We start from the raw sequence: 18027 nt of genomic DNA, 5'->3' as shown, positions 1-18027 counted from the left end.
TGGCCGTCGAATCTTCGCGATTCGGCAGCAAGAAAAAACCCAGCCTCGGCTGGGTTTTTTTATTTCTGGCTTCAGTATTCCCAGCTATCGGGATCGATGCCCATTTCACGCATAATCTGTTTTGCTTCTTCCGGAATCTCATCGCTGCGTTCTTTACGCAAATCGACATCGTTCGGCAGAGGCTGCCCGGTGAAAGCATGCAAAAAGGCTTCACACAGCAGTTCGCTGTTGGTGGCGTGACGCAGGTTGTTCACCTGACGGCGGGTGCGCTCATCCGTTAAAATCTTCAGCACTTTCAGCGGGATAGAAACTGTGATTTTCTTAACCTGCTCGCTCTTCTTGCCATGTTCAGCGTAAGGGCTGATATATTCGCCGTTCCATTCAGCCATGGGTTACCTTAATCAATAAAAGTTGAATATGGGGAAATCCGTTGATTATGCCCGATTTTTCGATGCCTGACCCCTTAAACCGCAGGTTTTATGCTTGAGCACCGCTTCTGTAAAGGAAAGCGCGCTGAACACCAGGCGATGACGGACAATTTTAGCGGTTATTGATGATTTGCTCAATCTATACGCAAAGACATTTAGATGTCCAGATGTATTGACGTCTATGTGCGGAATGTTATTCTGTTGCTCTTCTTTTTCTTCAGGAACAGTAAGCACCATGACGCGTAAACAGGCAACCATCGCAGTACGTAGCGGTTTGAATGATGACGAGCAATATGGCTGCGTTGTCCCACCGATTCATCTCTCCAGCACCTATAACTTCCTCGACTTCAATGAGCCGCGTGCGCATGACTATTCACGTCGTGGTAACCCAACGCGCGATGTGGTTCAGCGCGCGCTGGCAGAGCTGGAAGGTGGCGCAGGCGCGGTATTAACCAATACCGGCATGTCGGCGATTCATTTGGTGACAACTGTGTTCCTGAAGCCGGGCGATCTGCTGGTGGCGCCACACGACTGTTACGGCGGCAGCTATCGTCTGTTCGATAGCCTGAGCAAGCGCGGTGCGTATCGCGTTAAGTTCGTCGATCAAGGCGATAAAGCGGCACTGGACGCGGCATTAGCCGAAAAACCGAAACTGGTGCTGGTTGAAAGCCCAAGCAATCCACTGCTGCGTGTGGTCGATATCGCCAGCATTTGCGCCGCCGCGCGTGAAGCGGGCGCCATTAGCGTGGTGGACAACACCTTCCTCAGCCCGGCGTTGCAAAACCCGCTGGCGCTGGGCGCCGATCTGGTTGTTCACTCCTGCACCAAATACCTGAATGGTCACTCGGATGTGGTGGCGGGCGCGGTGATTTCGAAAGATCCGGCGATGGCCACCGATCTGGCGTGGTGGGCGAATAATATTGGTGTAACCGGCGCAGCGTTTGATAGCTACCTGCTGCTGCGCGGTCTCCGCACGCTGTCACCGCGTATCGCCGCAGCACAACGCAATGCATTGGCGATTGTTGATTACCTGAAGCAACAACCGCTGGTGAAAAAACTGTATCATCCGTCTCTGCCGGAAAATGCCGGTCATGAGTTCGCGGTACGTCAGCAGCGTGGCTTTGGTGCGATGTTGAGTTTTGAAATCGATGCCGATGAGGCTCGCCTGCGCCGCTTCCTGAAAGCGCTGCAGCTATTCACGCTGGCCGAATCGCTCGGCGGCGTAGAGAGTTTGATTTCGCATACCGCCACCATGACGCATGCCGGCATGTCTGCAGAAGCGCGCGCGGCAGCGGGAATTTCGGAAACACTGCTGCGTATTTCTGTTGGGATTGAAGATCACGAAGATTTAATCGCCGATCTGGATAATGCATTCCGGATCGCAGCCGAGGAGTAATCATGACGAGTTCAGTGGGCGCGGGAACGCCGATCAAGCAGTTGCATAAATTTGGTGGCAGTAGCCTGGCCGACGCACGTTGCTATCAGCGCGTGGCCAGCATCATGGCGGATTACAGCCAGCCAGGCGACTTAATGGTGGTCTCTGCCGCAGGCAGCACCACTAACCAGTTGATCAGCTGGCTGAAATTGAGCCAGAGCGATCGCTTATCTGCCCATCAGGTGCAACAGGCTTTACGGCGTTTTCACAGCGAGTTAATTGCTGCGCTGCTGCCTGCTGAATATGCCGAAACCCTGACGTCATCCTTTATACGCGATCTGGAACGGTTGGCGGCGCTGCTCGACGGCAGCATCACCGATGCGGTGTATGCGGAAGTAGTGGGGCACGGTGAAATCTGGTCGGCGCGCTTGATGGCCGCGGTGCTGAGCCAGCGCGAGATCGAAGCCGCCTGGCTGGATGCGCGTGACTTCCTGCGTGCTGAACGTGCCGCGCAGCCGCAGGTTGATGAAGGCAAATCCTGGCCGCTGCTGCAGGAGTTGTTAACACAGCATCCGCATAAGCGTTTGGTAGTGACCGGATTTATCAGCCGCAGTGAAGCGGGTGAAACCGTGCTGCTAGGTCGTAACGGCTCGGACTACTCGGCAACGCAGATTGGTGCGCTGGCGGGCGTGGGTCGCGTAACCATCTGGAGCGATGTGGCGGGCGTTTACAGCGCCGATCCGCGTAAAGTTTCTGATGCTTGTTTGCTGCCGCTGCTGCGTCTCGATGAAGCCAGCGAGCTGGCGCGTCTGGCTGCGCCGGTGCTGCATACCCGCACCTTGCAGCCGGTTTCCAACAGCGACATCGATTTGCAGCTGCGTTGCAGCTATCAACCGGAGCAAGGCTCGACGCGTATTGAACGCGTGCTGGCATCTGGCACCGGCGCGCGAATCGTTACCAGCCACGATGATGTGTGTCTGGTGGAGATTCAAATCCCCGACAATCACGATTTCAAAACGCAGCAGAAAGAGATCGATCTGCTGCTGAAGCGTGCGCAGCTGCGTCCGCTGGCGATCGGCGTGCATCCCGATCGTCGCCTGCTGCAGCTGTGTTACACCTCGGAAGTGGTGAATAGCGCCTTCAACCTATTGCAGGATGCCGCACTGCCGGGCCATCTGCAGCTGCGCGACGGCTTAGCGCTGGTGGCGCTGGTGGGCGCAGGCGTGACGCGTAATCCGCTGCACAGCCACCGCTTCTGGCAGCAGATCAAAGATCAGCCGGTGGAGTTTGTCTGGCAATCCGAAGATCACATCAGCATCGTGGCGGTACTGCGCGTCGGCCCGACGCAGCACCTGATTCAGGGACTGCATCAGTCGCTGTTCCGCGCAGAAAAACGCATCGGTTTGATGTTGTTCGGCAAAGGCAACATCGGTTCACGCTGGCTGGAGCTGTTTGCCCGCGAGCAGGAAACATTGTCGGCGCGTACGGGATTTGAGTTTGTGCTGGCGGGCGTCGCAGACAGCAGCCGCAGTTTGCTAAGTTACGACGGTCTGGAAGCCAGCCGCGCATTGGCGTTTTTTGATGATGAAGCGGTCGAGCGTGACGAAGAGTCGCTTTTCCTGTGGATGCGTGCGCACCCGTTCGATGATTTAGTGGTGCTGGACGTCACCGCCAGCGAGCAGCTGGCGCAGCAGTATCACGATTTCGCCAGCCACGGCTTCCACGTCATCAGTGCCAACAAGGTTGCCGGTGCGTCGAGCGGCAAGAGCTGGCGTCAGGTGCGTGATGCTTTCGCCAAAACCGGTCGTCACTGGCTGTATAACGCCACCGTCGGTGCCGGTTTGCCGGTCAACCACACGGTGCGCGATTTGCGCGAAAGCGGCGATAGCATTCTGGCGATCAGCGGTATCTTCTCCGGCACGCTCTCCTGGCTGTTCCTGCAATTTGATGGCACGGTGCCGTTTAGTGAGCTGGTCGATCAGGCGTGGCAGCAAGGCCTGACCGAACCGGACCCGCGCGTTGATTTGTCCGGGCAGGACGTGATGCGCAAGCTGGTGATTCTGGCGCGTGAAGCGGGCTACGACATCGAGCCGGATCAGGTGCGAGTCGAATCGCTGGTGCCGGCGATTTGCGACGGTGAGTCGATTGATCACTTCTTTGAAAACGCTGACGAACTGAATGACCAGATGCTGCAGCGTCTGGAAGCAGCGCAGGAGATGGGCTTAGTGCTGCGTTACGTAGCGCGTTTCGATGCCAATGGCAAAGCGCGCGTCGGCGTGGAAGCGGTACGTCCCGAGCATCCGCTGGCCGCGTTGCTGCCGTGCGATAACGTGTTTGCCATTGAAAGCCGCTGGTACCGCGATAATCCGCTGGTGATTCGCGGACCGGGCGCAGGCCGTGATGTTACGGCGGGCGCGCTGCAATCGGATATCAACCGCCTCGCACAGCTGCTGTAATCTGCCTCACTCTGCAGACGGCATCAGCCGTCTGCACTCTTCACCTTCTCCCGCGTATCATGAAACGCTTTCACCTTGATTGAAGATTTGTCACGCCCGTACATTAATTTTCTGTTGACGCTGGCGCGCGAATCGTTCATTTTGTGCATCTGGACGTCTAAACGTATGGATGTTCGAAGGCCGCAAAATAATCGATATGTGATGACGAGGTAATTAGGATGAGTTTCTTTCACGCCAATCAACGCGAAGCGTTGAACCAGAGCCTGGCTGAGCTGAACGGGCAAATTAATGTCTCTTTCGAATTTTTCCCGCCACGCACCAGTGAAATGGAAGAAACCCTGTGGAGCTCAATCGATCGACTGAGCAGCCTTAAGCCGAAATTCGTCTCCGTCACCTACGGTGCCAACTCGGGCGAGCGCGACCGTACGCACAGCATCATTAAAGGCATTAAAGATCGCACCGGTCTGGAAGCGGCACCGCATCTGACCTGTATCGATGCCACGCGTGATGAGCTGCGCGCTATCGCACGTGATTACTGGAATAGCGGCATTCGCCATATCGTGGCACTGCGCGGTGATTTACCGCCGGGCAGCGGCAAGCCGGAAATGTACGGTTCGGATTTAGTTGAACTGCTGAAAGATGTCGGCGATTTCGATATCTCGGTGGCGGCCTACCCGGAAGTGCATCCCGAAGCGAAAAGCGCACAGGCCGATTTGATCAACCTGAAGCGTAAAATAGATGCCGGTGCTAACCGCGCCATCACCCAATTCTTCTTCGATGTGGAAAGCTACCTGCGCTTCCGCGACCGCTGTGTCGCAACCGGTATCGACGTGGAAATCGTGCCAGGTATTTTGCCGGTCTCTAACTTTAAACAGCTACAACGCTTCGCCACCATGACCAATGTGCGTGTGCCGGGCTGGATGAGTGCAATGTTTGAAGGTCTGGATAACGATCCGGAAACGCGCAAAATGGTGGGTGCCAGCGTCGCTATGGACATGGTGAAAATCCTGTCGCGGGAAGGGGTGAAGGATTTCCATTTCTATACGCTGAATCGCGCCGAATTGAGTTACGCCATTTGCCACACGCTGGGCGTGCGCCCGGCGATTGGGGGTTAATGCCCTCACCCTAACCCTCTCCCGCAAGCGGGCGAGGGAATGTTTAGGTGGGGAAATGTGTAACATCTGTGCTTGATCGGTCCCCTCTCCCGCAAGCGGGAGAGGGTTAGGGTGAGGGGAAAAAATTACCCCGTATTACGCATACCTGCCGCAACACCCGCGATCGTCACCATCAGCGCTTGTTCTACACGCGCATCAGGCTCATCACCGCGCTCTTCCTGCGCACGCGAACGATGCAGCAGTTCAGCCTGCAACACGTTCAGCGGATCGGTATAGACGTTACGCAGCGCGATAGATTCAGCAATCCATGGTTGGTCAGCCATCAAATGCGCATCGTTGGCGATGGTCAGCACCGCTTTGATATCCGCATCCAGCTGATCGCGCAGCTGCTTGCCGAGCGGCCACAGTGATTTATCCACCAGACGCTGATCGTAATATTCCGCCAGCCACAGATCGGCTTTTGAGAACACCATCTCCAGCATGCCAAGACGTGTGGCGAAGAACGGCCATTCGCGGCACATGTTTTCCAGCTCATCCTGATGACCTTCATCCATCGCTTTCTGCAACGCGGCACCCGCGCCCAGCCAGGCGGGCAACATCAGGCGGTTCTGCGTCCAGGCGAAGATCCAGGGAATCGCACGCAGCGATTCCACACCGCCGGTTGGGCGACGTTTAGCCGGACGTGAACCCAGCGGCAATTTACCCAGCTCCTGCTCTGGCGTGGCCGAGCGGAAATAGGGCACGAAGTCCGGGTTTTCACGCACATAACCGCGATACATCGCACAGGAGTGCGCCGACAAACCGTTCATGATCTCCTGCCATTCGCGCTTTGGTTCCGGCGGTGGCAGCAGGTTGGCTTCCAGAATCGCACCGGTATACAGCGACAGGCTGGCAATGGTGACTTCTGGCAAACCGTATTTGAAGCGAATCATCTCGCCCTGTTCGGTCACGCGCAGGCCACCTTTCAGGCTGCCCGGCGGCTGTGACAACAACGCAGCATGAGCTGGCGCGCCGCCACGACCGATTGAGCCGCCGCGTCCGTGGAACAGCGTCAGCGTAATGCCCGCGCTCTCGCAGGTTTTGATTAGCGCGTCCTGCGCCTGATATTGCGCCCAGCTGGCGGCCATTACACCGGCATCTTTCGCCGAGTCGGAATAGCCAATCATCACCATCTGTTTGCCGTTGATAAAGCCGCGATACCAGTCGATGTTCAACAACTGCGTCATCACGTCGTTGGCGTTGTTCAGGTCATCGAGGGTTTCGAACAGCGGCGCAACCGGCATGGCGTAAGGAATGCCGGCTTCTTTCAGCAGCAGATGCACGGCCAGCACGTCCGACGGGGTTTTCGCCATGGAGATCACGTAGGAAGCAATCGAACCCTGCGGCGCTTCGGCCACCACTTTGCAGGTATCCAACACTTCACGTGTCTCATCGCCCGGTTCCCACTGATGCGGCAACAGCGGGCGCTTAGAATTCAGTTCGCGGATCAGGAAGGCTTGTTTATCCGCTTCTGACCAGCTTTCGTAATCACCAAGGCCGAGATAACGCGTTACTTCGGCAATCGCCTGGGTATGGCGGGTGCTCTCCTGACGGATATCGATACGCACCAGCGGCACGCCGAAACACTTCACGCGGCGCAGCGTGTCCAGCAGCTGGCCGTTGGCGATGATGCCCATGCCGCACTGTTGCAGAGATTGGTAGATAGCGAACAGCGGTTCCCACAGCTGATCGTTGGAGACCAGCAGATCGGCCGGACGCGGCAGGCGCTCGCCTTTCAGACGACGGCCAAGATAGGCTTGCGTGGTCATGAGCTGGCTGCGAATGCGCTTCAGCACCATACGGTACGGCTCGAGCGCTTCCGGATCGCCGCACAGCTCGCGTACTTCGTCGCTACATTCGGACATCGACAGCTCAGAAACCAGCACGCCGATATCGCGCAGGAACAGGTCCGCGGCTTTCCAGCGGCTCAGCTGCATCGCGTGGCGGGTAATCGGTGCGGTGACGTTCGGGTTGCCGTCACGGTCGCCGCCCATCCACGAGGTAAATTTAATCGGCACGAAATCGACCGGCAGCTTAATGCCAAAGGTCTCTTCAACTTGCTCGTTCAGCTCACGTAGGAAGGCGGGCACGCCTTGCCACAGGCTGTTCTCCACCACGGCAAAGCCCCATTTGGCTTCATCGATTGGCGTTGGACGGTATTTGCGGATTTCGTCGGTGTGCCACGCTTGCGCCACCAACTGGCGCAGACGGCGCATCACCTGCGTGCGCTCGTAATCGGAAATGTCGCTGTGATCGAGTTGCTGCAAGCAGCTGTTCACTTCGCCCAGCATATGGATCAGCGTGCGGCGGGTAATTTCGGTGGGGTGCGCAGTCAGCACAAGCTCCAGTGAAAGCTCTTCAATTGACTGACGGATTGCCGCTTCGCTGATATCGCCTTGCTGTTTCAGGCGCTCGAAAGTCTTTTTCAGCAGTTCAGGATGGTTCGCGCCATCACCGCTCCGCGAAATGGTTTGGTACTGTTCAGCGACGTTGGTGAGATTAAGGAACTGGCTAAAGGCACGCGCCACCGGCAGCAGCTCGTCATTCGACAGATTTTGCAGCGTGGTCAGCAGTTCCTGACGATGGGTGTCATTTCCCGCACGGGATGACTTAGAGAGTTTACGGATGGTCTCCACCTGGTCGAGGATGTTCTCTCCTAGTGCATCCTTAATCGTATCCCCGAGCAGTTTGCCGAGCATACTGACATTACTTCGCATTGCGGAATATTGTTCGTTCATTGGACCCTGACACCCTCATCATCTTTTTAAATATCCCCACGGGAATGATTTACCCACGGGCATAACATCGTCTTTTATCTAGCCACGTATCTTCCTGCACGTCAATTGCCTTAAATCTACGTAAATGTGCTGCTAAATGGCGGAAATTCAAAGAATTTGCTTGCAGCGAAGCGAGATAAGTTATTCTTATTATCAAATCCCGAACAATGACGGGGCAATTTGCTGATTTAACAGTGAAATGCCCCATCTGTTGTTCATCAATGACAAAAATGCTGCACGACTTGAGTGATAAGCGCATGAGTCGGCTTGATAAATGCGGTATCAATAAACTCATCAGGTTGGTGGGCTTGATTGATAGATCCCGGGCCTAAAACCAGCGTTGGGCACAATTGCTGGATAAAAGGCGCTTCAGTGCAATAGTTTACCACTTCGGTTGGCACGCCCAGCAGCTTCTCCACCACTTGCACCAGCTCATGATCGGCCGGGCATTCGTAGCCTGGAATCGGCGGATGCAGTTCGCCCACGGTTAATCGTCCTGGCCAGCGTGCACTCACCGGTGCCAGCGCGTCATTCAGTAAACCATCCAAATCGCTCAGGGTTAAGCCCGGCAGCGGACGAATATCCATATGCAATTCACAGCAGGCGCAAATGCGGTTGGCGGCATCGCCACCATGAATATGGCCGAAGTTCATGGTTGGATAAGGAATGGCAAACCCATCGTGGTTGTAGCGCTCTTTCAGTGTGTTACGCAGCTGCATCAGTTGGGTGATGGATTCATGCATCAGCTCAATGGCGTTGACGCCGCGTGACGGATCGCTGGAGTGGCCCGATTGTCCCTGAATACGAATCACATTCGACAGATGACCTTTGTGCGCGCGTACTGGCTTGAGCGAGGTTGGCTCGCCGATGATGGCGCAATCTGGACGCAGTTGCGTTGATTCAGAGAAATACTTCGCGCCCGCCATGGTGGTCTCTTCATCGGCGGTGGCGAGGATGTAGAGCGGCTTGCTGAGTTTGGTCACGTCAACGTTTCGCAGCGCATCCAGAATAAAGGCAAAGAAGCCTTTCATATCGGCGGTGCCCAGGCCGTACAGCTTGTTGTCGTGTTCCGTCAGCGTGAAGGGATCGCGCGTCCAGCGGCCATCATCATAGGGAACGGTGTCAGTATGACCGGCCAGTAACAGGCCGCCTGCGCCCAATCCGCTGCGCGCCAGCATGTTGAATTTATGCCGCGTGCCAGGTACCGGCTGCACTTCTACACTGAAGCCAATATCGCGGAACCAGCCGGCCAGCAAATTGATTAAAGTTTCATTACTCTGATCCAGTGCGCTATCGGTTGCGCTGATTGATGGCGTGGCAATCAACTGGCGGTAGAGTTCGATAAAAGGTGGTAATTTTGTCTTCACTGTTGACGGTCCTTGGGTTAGGATGTATCAATATTCATGCATTAATAGTGAATAAAAATACAATAACGTCGCTTGCATGTGAAGCATCAAATCTTCTGCAACCGGCATTCTGGGCAACGGGGCAAGGCCGCGACCCGATACGTGACTGTAATAAGGTATACAGCCTGATGTTGAATACGCTGATCGTTGGTGCCAGTGGTTACGCTGGCGTAGAGCTTGCCACCTACCTGAATCGCCATCCGCATATGAACATAACCGCTTTGGCGGTTTCAGCGCAAAGCCCGGATGCTGGAAAGTTATTGTCGGATTTGCATCCGCAGCTCAAAGGCATTGTCGATTTGCCGCTGCAGCCGCTGAGCGATGCCGCTGAATGGGCCGACAAAGTGGATGTGGTGTTCCTCGCCACCGCCCATGAAGTCAGCCACGATCTGGCACCTGAATTCCTCAAAGCCGGTTGCGTGGTGTTCGATCTCTCCGGCGCATTCCGCGTAAACGACGACGCTTTCTATACCCAATATTACGGTTTCAGCCATCAGCATCAGGATTGGCTGGATAAGGCGGTTTACGGCCTGGCCGAATGGCAGCACGACAAAATTAAAGATGCGGAGCTGGTTGCGGTGCCGGGTTGCTACCCAACCGCCGCCCAGCTTTCGCTGAAGCCGCTGATCGCAGCGGGCCTGCTTAGCGACGCACAGTGGCCAGTGATCAATGCCACCAGTGGCGTGAGCGGTGCAGGGCGCAAAGCCAACGTTGGCACCAGCTTCTGTGAAGTGAGCTTGCAGCCGTACGGCCTGTTTAATCACCGTCATCATCCGGAAATCGTGGCACATCTCGGTACGCCGGTGATCTTTACGCCACATCTGGGCAGCTTCCCGCGCGGTATTTTGTCGACCACGACCTGCCGCCTGAAAGCGGGCGTGACGCAACAGGATGTGGCGGATGCCTTCCATAATGCATACCACGACAAACCGCTGGTGCGCGTGTATGACAAAGGCGTACCGGCGCTGAAAGCGGTGGTCGGTTTGCCGTTCTGCGACATCGGCTTCGCCATGCAAGGCGAGCACCTGATTGTGGTGGCTGCCGAAGATAACCTGCTGAAAGGCGCCTCATCGCAGGCGGTTCAGTGTTTGAACATTCGTTTCGGCTTCCCCGAAACGCTGTCTTTGATTTAACGAACGGATAACGCAATGAATCCATTGATCATTAAACTGGGTGGCGTGCTGCTGGATAGCGAAGAAGCGCTGGCCCGTCTGTTTGATGCCCTGCTGGCGTACCGCAATGAACATCAGCGTCCGCTGATCATTGTGCACGGCGGTGGTTGCGTGGTGGACGAGCTGATGAAGAAGCTCGCGCTGCCGGTGAAAAAGAAGAACGGTTTGCGCGTGACGCCAGCCGATCAGATTGACATTATTACCGGTGCATTAGCCGGTACCGCCAACAAAACACTGCTGGCGTGGGCGAAGAAATACGGCATCGGCGCAGTCGGTTTGTGCCTCGGCGATGCCGGTTTGGTTAATGTGGCGCAGTTCGATGAAGAGCTGGGACACGTTGGCAACGCGACGCCTGGCAATCCGGCGCTGGTGAACACGCTGCTGGCGGCGGGCTACATGCCAGTGATCAGCTCGATTGGCATCACCGACGGCGGCGAGTTGATGAACGTCAACGCTGACCAGGCGGCGACTGCGCTGGCGGCGACCGTCGGTGCCGATTTAGTGTTGTTGTCTGACGTTAGCGGCATTCTCGACGGCAAAGGTCAGCGCATCGAAGAGATGACCGCCGCGAAAGCGGAACAGCTGATTGCGCAGGGCATCATCACCGATGGCATGATCGTGAAAGTGAACGCGGCGCTTGATGCCGCCCGCACGCTCGGTCGCCCGGTCGATATCGCCAGCTGGCGTCATGCTGAACAACTGCCAACCCTTTTCAACGGCGTGTCGATTGGCACCCGGATTCTCGCATAATCAAGGATTAAGACATGAGCACGCAAAACATCAAAAAAATCGTTCTGGCCTACTCAGGCGGTCTGGATACTTCAGCCATCATTCCATGGTTGAAAGAGAACTACGGCGGCTGTGAAGTGGTGGCGTTCGTGGCGAACATTGGCCAGGATCCGGCAGATTTAGAAGGCGTTGAGAAGAAAGCGCTGCAGTCAGGTGCGTCTGAGTGCCACGTGGCCGATCTGCGTGAAGAGTTCATCAGCGAATACGTTTATCCGGTACTGCAGACCGGCGCTCTGTACGAAGGCACTTATCTGCTGGGTACCTCAATGGCGCGTCCGATTATCGCCAAAGCGCAGGTTGAGCTGGCACTGAAAGTGGGCGCAGATGCGCTGTGCCACGGCGCAACCGGTAAAGGTAACGATCAGGTGCGTTTCGAAACTACCTACACCGCGCTGGCACCACAGCTGAAAGTGGTTGCACCATGGCGTGAATGGGACCTGCGTTCACGTGAGGCGCTGCTGGATTACCTGAAAGAGCGCAATATCCCGACCACTGCGTCGCTGGAAAAAATCTACAGCCGTGACGAGAACGCATGGCACATCTCTACCGAAGGCGGCGTGCTGGAAAGCCCAGCTAACGCACCAAACAAAGATTGCTGGGTGTGGACCGTTGATCCGCTGGAAGCGCCAGATCAGCCAGAAAACGTTACCGTTACCGTTGAGAAAGGTCGCGTTGTCGCGGTGAATGGCGAGAAGCTGAGCCCGTTCCAGTGCCTGGAAAAACTCAACGTGCTGGGTGCGAAACACGGCGTGGGTCGTATCGACATCGTGGAAAACCGTCTGGTAGGCATCAAGTCTCGCGGCTGCTACGAAACCCCGGGCGGCACCATCATGGTGAATGCACTGCGTGCGGTTGAACAGCTGGTGCTGGATCGCGATAGCTTCAAATGGCGCGAGCAGCTGGGCCATGAAATGTCTTACGTGGTTTACGATGGCCGCTGGTTCGCGCCGCTGCGCAAATCCATCCAGGCCGCTGCTGAATCACTGGCAGAAGAGGTGAACGGCGAAGTGGTACTGCAGCTGTACAAAGGCCAGGCTACGGCGATTCAGAAAACCTCTGCTAACAGCCTTTACTCAGAAGAGTTCGCCACCTTTGGCGAAGACGAAGTGTACGATCACCGTCACGCGGGCGGCTTTATCCGCTTGTTCTCGCTCTCTTCACGCATTCGCGCGCTGAACGAGCAGAAGAAGTAATACCGCGGCAATCGACATATTTTGCAAGGGCGGCTTCGGGCCGCCTTTTCTATAACGGATTCAGGAGTAATTCAGATGGCACTTTGGGGCGGACGTTTTTCGCAGGCAGCAGACCAACGGTTCAAACAGTTCAACGACTCGCTGCGTTTTGACTATCGCCTGGCCGAGCAGGACATTACCGGCTCGATTGCCTGGTCAAAAGCGCTGGTGACGGTCAACGTGCTGACCAATGAAGAGCAGCAACAGCTGGAAAGCGCGTTGAATGAACTGCTGGCCGAGGTACGCGCCAATCCTGAGCAGATTCTGCAAAGCGATGCGGAAGATATTCACAGCTGGGTGGAAGGCAAGCTGATCGATAAAGTCGGCGCGCTGGGCAAGAAATTGCACACCGGACGTAGCCGTAACGATCAGGTCGCGACCGATCTGAAACTGTGGTGCAAAGAGCAGGTTGCCGTGCTGCTGGAGGCGACGCGCGAACTGCAATCGGCGCTGGTCGCTACGGCAGAAGCCAATCAGGACGCGGTGATGCCGGGTTATACGCACCTGCAGCGTGCGCAGCCGGTGACTTTCGCACATTGGTGCCTGGCGTACGTTGAGATGCTGGCGCGTGACGAGAGCCGTTTGCAGGATGCACTGAAGCGTATGGATGTCAGTCCGCTGGGCTGCGGCGCGCTGGCCGGTACCGCTTACGAGATCGATCGTCAGCAGCTGGCCGGCTGGTTAGGTTTTGCTTCTGCCACGCGTAACAGCCTCGATACCGTTTCCGATCGCGATCACGTGCTGGAGCTGCTGTCAGACGCCTCGATTGGTATGGTGCATCTGTCACGCTTTGCCGAAGACCTGATCTTCTTCAACACTGGTGAAGCGGGCTTCCTTGAGCTGTCTGATAAAGTCACTTCCGGCTCTTCGCTGATGCCGCAGAAGAAAAACCCGGATGCGCTGGAGCTGATCCGTGGCAAATGTGGCCGTGTGCAGGGCGCATTGACCGGCATGATGATGACGCTGAAAGGTCTGCCGCTGGCGTATAACAAAGATATGCAGGAAGACAAAGAAGGGCTGTTCGATGCGCTTGATACCTGGCTCGATTGCCTGCATATGTCGGTGCTGGTGCTGGACGGCATTCAGGTAAAACGTCCGCGTTGCCAGGAAGCCGCTGAGCAGGGCTACGCTAATTCGACCGAGCTGGCCGATTATCTGGTGGCAAAAGGCGTTCCGTTCCGCGAAGCGCACCACATTGTCGGTGAAACCGTGGTGGAAGCGATCAAGCAAGGCGTGGCGCTGGAAGCGCTCACTCTGGCGCAGTTGCAGCAGTTCAGTGCGGTGATTGAGGATGACGTGTATCCGATCCTGTCGCTGCAATCCTGTCTCGATAAGCGTAATGCGCAGGGCGGCGTGTCACCGCAACAAGTGGCGTTTGCCATCGGCGAAGCGCAGAAGCGTTTAGGTTAATGCCTTGATGGGTCGCCATTCATGGCGACCAATAAATCCAACGCAAAAAAAGCGGGCACCTCTTCGGTAGCCCGCCAACCTCTAGCTTCGGAATTACATTTTGTTATAGGCACATCATCAAGGGCAGGCCACTCCCGGCCAGCACAGTGATTTGTTTTAAGCAGTTTGCAGGTTCTGCTCCACATCATGTTGATGCGCGCATTATTCCCGCACACGGCTTGATAGGGCCAATCGTTCATTGCTATTCTATCTATCGCCACGGGCTATCGTGGTTTGGAGGATTTCAATGAATATTCGTGATCTCGAATACCTGGTTTCACTTGCGGAGCATCGCCATTTCCGGCGCGCAGCTGACGCATGTCATGTCAGCCAACCCACCTTAAGTGGACAGATTCGTAAGCTGGAAGATGAACTTGGTGTGATGCTGCTGGAGCGTACCAGCCGTAAGGTGTTGTTTACTCAGGCTGGACTGTTGCTGGTGGACCAAGCGCGAACCGTGCTGCGCGAAGTGAAAGTACTGAAGGAGATGGCGAGCCAACAGGGCGAAGCGATGTCTGGACCGCTGCACATTGGTTTGATTCCAACCACCGGGCCGTATCTGCTGCCGCACATCATCCCGATGCTGCACAAAACCTTCCCCAAACTCGAAATGTACCTGCACGAAGCGCAGACGCAGCAACTGTTGGCACAGCTCGACAGCGGCAAGCTGGATTGCGCCATCGTGGCGTTGGTGAAAGAGAGTGAAGCCTTTATTGAGGTGCCACTGTTTGATGAGCCAATGACGCTGGCGGTGTATGCCGATCATCCGTGGCGCGATCGCGATCGCGTGCCAATGTCGGATCTGGCCGGTGAGAAATTACTGATGCTGGAAGATGGGCACTGCCTGCGCGATCAGGCGATGGGCTTCTGCTTCGAAGCCGGTGCCGATGAAGATACGCATTTCCGCGCCACCAGTTTAGAAACGCTGCGCAACATGGTTGCCGCCGGAAGCGGTATTACCTTGCTGCCTGCGCTGTCCGTACCGAATGAACGCGAACGTGATGGCGTCTGCTATTTGCCGTGCTACAAGCCTGTTCCACAGCGCACCATCGCGTTGGTCTATCGTCCAGGATCGCCTCTGCGCAGCCGCTATGAGCAGTTGGCAGAAGCAATCAAAACCCACATGAAGGGTTATCTGGATACCTCGTTAAAACAGGCGGTTTAAGCCGTTTAACGCTGCCACACGATAGGCTTCGGCCATGGTGGGATAGTTGAAGGTGGTATTCACGAAGTACTCAATCGTGTTGCCGCCGTTCTTCTGTTCCATGATGGCCTGGCCGATGTGAATGATCTCCGCAGCACGCTCGCCAAAGCAGTGAATCCCTAAAATCTCTTTGGTTTCGCGGTGGAACAGAATCTTCAGGCTGCCGACGTGCATACCCACAATCTGCGCACGCGCCAGATGTTTAAACTGTGCACGACCCACTTCATACGGCACTTTCATCGCCGTCAGCTGCTGTTCGGTTTTACCCACGGAGCTGATCTCCGGAATGGTGTAAATCCCGGTTGGAATATCCTCGATCAGATGCGCGGTGGCTTCACCTTTGATGATCGCCTGCGCGGCGATGCGGCCCTGATCGTAAGCAGCAGAGGCCAGGCTTGGATAACCAATCACGTCACCGACCGCGTAAATATGCGGCAGCGCGGTTTGATACATGCTGTTCACTTTCAACAGGCCACGACCATCCGCTTCCAGTCCTACGTTTTCCAGCGCCAGTGAATCGGTATTACCGGTTCGACCATTCGCGTACAACAGGCAATCGGCTTTCACTTTTTTGCCCGATTTAAGGTGAATAATCACCCCGTCATCAACGCCTTCAATTTTCTCGAACTCTTCGTTGTGACGAATCACCACGCCGCTGTTCCAGAAGTGATAGGAGAGGGAATCTGACATCTCCTGATCGAGGAACGCCAGCAGACGGTCGCGGGTGTTAATCAGGTCAACCTTGACGTTCAGGCCGCGGAAAATCGAGGCATATTCACAGCCAATCACGCCGGCGCCGTAAATGATGACGTGGCCAGGTTCATGGTGCAGGTTGAGGATGGAGTCGGAATCGTAAACGCGTGGATGGGTAAAATCGACATCCGCTGGATGATACGGACGAGAACCGCAGGCAATAACGAATTTCTCGGCGGTTAAGCGCTCGCGGGTGCCGTCTGGTTGTTCCACTTCGATAGTGTTGGCATCAACAAATCGGGCATCGCCCTGATAAAGTTCACAGCGGTTGCGCTCGTAGAAACCCTGACGCATCGCGGTTTGCTGACTGATCACGTTCTCGGTGTGGTTGAGAATGTCGGCGAATGAGGAGCGCAGGAGTCGAGTGTGATCGCTGTAAAGTGGGTTTTGATTGAACTCGATGATACGGCTGACAGCGTGACGCAAGGCTTTGGAAGGGATGGTTCCCCAGTGAGTACAACCGCCGCCGATGTTGTGGTAGCGTTCGATCACTGCAATACGCGCTCCCTGCTTCACCAGCCCCATCGCCGCACCTTCGCCGCCCGGACCGGAGCCAATCACAATGGCATCGTAATCGTAAGACTTTTGCATACCAGTACGTCCTATTTTTTTATCACATTTTTACAACGAGATTCTAACATCTCGCCGCGCACATCTGAATTCTAACAGCGTAAATTGCTGAAGTTTGACAAAGCGTGAGGTTCACAGGCGTTCACAAAGTTTGCACCGCTGTACGCTGAAAAGTTTGTTATAGTGCCTGCCAAATCACCTAAAAGGCCGGGAAAATGGGCGTCAGAGCGCTACAAAAAGAACGTACACGACGTTCACTGATTGAAGCTGCCTTCAGTCAGTTAAGTGCAGAAAGGAGTTTTGCCAGCCTGAGTTTGCGCGAAGTTGCACGCGAAGCGGGGATTGCGCCGACCTCATTTTATCGTCACTTCCGCGATGTCGACGAGCTGGGCTTGACCATGGTGGACGAAAGCGGCTTGATGCTGCGCCAGTTAATGCGTCAGGCGCGCCAGCGTATTGCCAAGGGCGGCAGCATCATCAAAACCTCGGTGGCAACTTTTATGGAGTTCATCGGGAACAATCCCAACGCTTTTCGGCTCTTACTACGCGAGCGCTCCGGAACCTCGGCAGCATTTCGTGCCGCCGTTGCCCGAGAGATTCAGCACTTCATCGCCGAACTGGCCGATTACCTTGAGCTGGAAAATCGCATGCCGCGCAGCTTCACCGAAGCGCAGGCCGAAGCGATGGTGACGATTGTGTTTAGCGCGGGTGCCGAAGCGCTGGATGTTGATATTGAGCAGCGTCGCAAGCTGGAGGATCGATTAGTGCTGCAGCTGCGCATGATCGCCAAAGGCGCTTATTACTGGTATCGCCGGGAGCAAGAGCGCCTGGCAGTTACCCTGGAAAAACCCGAAGAGTAATGTGATAAGGATAATGAAATGGTTCAGCAAAACCCTCGCGATAAAGGAACGCTTTTGTTGGCTTTTATCACCGGTTTAGCGATCAACGGCTCCTTTTCGGTGCTGTTCAGCACGTTTGTTCCCTTTTCGATATTCCCGCTGATCGCGCTTGGCCTCGCGGCCTGGTGTCTGCATCAGCGTTATCTCAACCGCAATATGCCAGACGGCATGCCTTCACTGGCGGCGGCGTTCTTTCTGCTGGGTATTTTGGTTTATAGCGCGCTGGTGCGGGCTGAATATCCGGATATCGGCTCCAACTTCATCCCAACCATTCTGATGGTGGCGCTAGTGTTCTGGATTGGTATGCGTTTCCGCCGTAAAAACCGTAACTAAGGCTTCGACTGCTGTAGGGTCGCCATTCAT

Annotated in this window: 14 protein-coding genes; 10 read left to right on the top strand and 4 right to left on the bottom strand. The window is 55.7% G+C overall.

All coding sequences use genetic code 11. From position 1 onward, the window contains the following. Positions 1-71 precede the first annotated feature (71 nt). Positions 72-389 (bottom strand): met regulon transcriptional regulator MetJ, encoded by a 318-nt coding sequence (metJ, locus tag AC6I8A_RS18885; RefSeq protein WP_007885403.1) that lies wholly within the window; start codon positions 387-389, stop codon positions 72-74. Positions 390-663: 274 nt separating this feature from the next. Between metJ and metB the strand changes: the two genes are divergently transcribed. The 3 genes from metB to metF all read left to right on the top strand — a co-directional run bounded on the left by metB (position 664) and on the right by metF (position 5374). After that, complete coding sequence (gene metB / locus AC6I8A_RS18880) at positions 664-1824, top strand: cystathionine gamma-synthase (protein ID WP_179453190.1); 1161 nt, start codon at positions 664-666, stop codon at positions 1822-1824. Positions 1825-1826: 2 nt separating this feature from the next. After that, positions 1827-4259 (top strand): bifunctional aspartate kinase/homoserine dehydrogenase II, encoded by a 2433-nt coding sequence (locus AC6I8A_RS18875; protein ID WP_265302984.1) that lies wholly within the window; start codon positions 1827-1829, stop codon positions 4257-4259. Between the two features lie 218 nt (positions 4260-4477). Beyond that, positions 4478-5374, top strand: a complete 897-nt coding sequence (metF, locus tag AC6I8A_RS18870) for a methylenetetrahydrofolate reductase (RefSeq protein ID WP_256697811.1) — start codon at positions 4478-4480, stop codon at positions 5372-5374. Positions 5375-5499: 125 nt separating this feature from the next. Here the strand turns inward: metF and ppc are convergent, their stop codons facing one another. Together ppc and argE are read right to left on the bottom strand one after the other, a co-directional pair. Then, on the bottom strand, positions 5500-8151 hold the full coding sequence (gene ppc / locus AC6I8A_RS18865) for a phosphoenolpyruvate carboxylase (protein WP_008109660.1): 2652 nt from the start codon (positions 8149-8151) through the stop codon (positions 5500-5502). A gap of 257 nt (positions 8152-8408) precedes the next feature. After that, on the bottom strand, positions 8409-9557 hold the full coding sequence (argE, locus tag AC6I8A_RS18860) for an acetylornithine deacetylase (RefSeq protein WP_497818899.1): 1149 nt from the start codon (positions 9555-9557) through the stop codon (positions 8409-8411). Between the two features lie 167 nt (positions 9558-9724). Between argE and argC the strand changes: the two genes are divergently transcribed. The 5 genes from argC to oxyR all read left to right on the top strand — a co-directional run bounded on the left by argC (position 9725) and on the right by oxyR (position 15403). After that, positions 9725-10729 carry an N-acetyl-gamma-glutamyl-phosphate reductase gene (argC, locus tag AC6I8A_RS18855; RefSeq protein WP_222186068.1) on the top strand — a complete coding sequence of 335 codons (1005 nt, stop codon included), beginning with the start codon at positions 9725-9727 and terminating at the stop codon, positions 10727-10729. A gap of 15 nt (positions 10730-10744) precedes the next feature. Continuing rightward, on the top strand, positions 10745-11518 hold the full coding sequence (gene argB, locus AC6I8A_RS18850) for an acetylglutamate kinase (RefSeq protein ID WP_265302975.1): 774 nt from the start codon (positions 10745-10747) through the stop codon (positions 11516-11518). A gap of 14 nt (positions 11519-11532) precedes the next feature. Continuing rightward, positions 11533-12750 carry an argininosuccinate synthase gene (locus tag AC6I8A_RS18845; protein WP_179453191.1) on the top strand — a complete coding sequence of 406 codons (1218 nt, stop codon included), beginning with the start codon at positions 11533-11535 and terminating at the stop codon, positions 12748-12750. Positions 12751-12825: 75 nt separating this feature from the next. Continuing rightward, positions 12826-14199 carry an argininosuccinate lyase gene (argH, locus tag AC6I8A_RS18840; protein WP_179453192.1) on the top strand — a complete coding sequence of 458 codons (1374 nt, stop codon included), beginning with the start codon at positions 12826-12828 and terminating at the stop codon, positions 14197-14199. 286 nt (positions 14200-14485) lie between these two features. Beyond that, the gene (gene oxyR / locus AC6I8A_RS18835; RefSeq protein ID WP_008109652.1) at positions 14486-15403 is read left to right on the top strand and encodes a DNA-binding transcriptional regulator OxyR; all 918 of its coding nucleotides are present in this window, start codon (positions 14486-14488) and stop codon (positions 15401-15403) included. Here the strand turns inward: oxyR and sthA are convergent. Then, on the bottom strand, positions 15386-16786 hold the full coding sequence (gene sthA, locus AC6I8A_RS18830) for a Si-specific NAD(P)(+) transhydrogenase (RefSeq protein ID WP_008109650.1): 1401 nt from the start codon (positions 16784-16786) through the stop codon (positions 15386-15388). The genes oxyR and sthA overlap by 18 nt on opposite strands. A 194-nt stretch (positions 16787-16980) precedes the next feature. Here sthA and fabR point away from each other — a divergent pair, with 194 nt between their 5' ends. Beyond that, positions 16981-17625 carry an HTH-type transcriptional repressor FabR gene (gene fabR, locus AC6I8A_RS18825; RefSeq protein WP_008109648.1) on the top strand — a complete coding sequence of 215 codons (645 nt, stop codon included), beginning with the start codon at positions 16981-16983 and terminating at the stop codon, positions 17623-17625. Positions 17626-17643: 18 nt separating this feature from the next. Beyond that, positions 17644-17997 (top strand): YijD family membrane protein, encoded by a 354-nt coding sequence (locus AC6I8A_RS18820; RefSeq protein ID WP_293796705.1) that lies wholly within the window; start codon positions 17644-17646, stop codon positions 17995-17997. Positions 17998-18027 lie beyond the last annotated feature (30 nt).

Source organism: Pantoea sp. X-Soil-ISGK-275, assembly GCF_059730795.1.
Note: the sequence above shows the minus strand (reverse complement) of the source record. Positions and strands in the feature narration are given on the sequence as shown.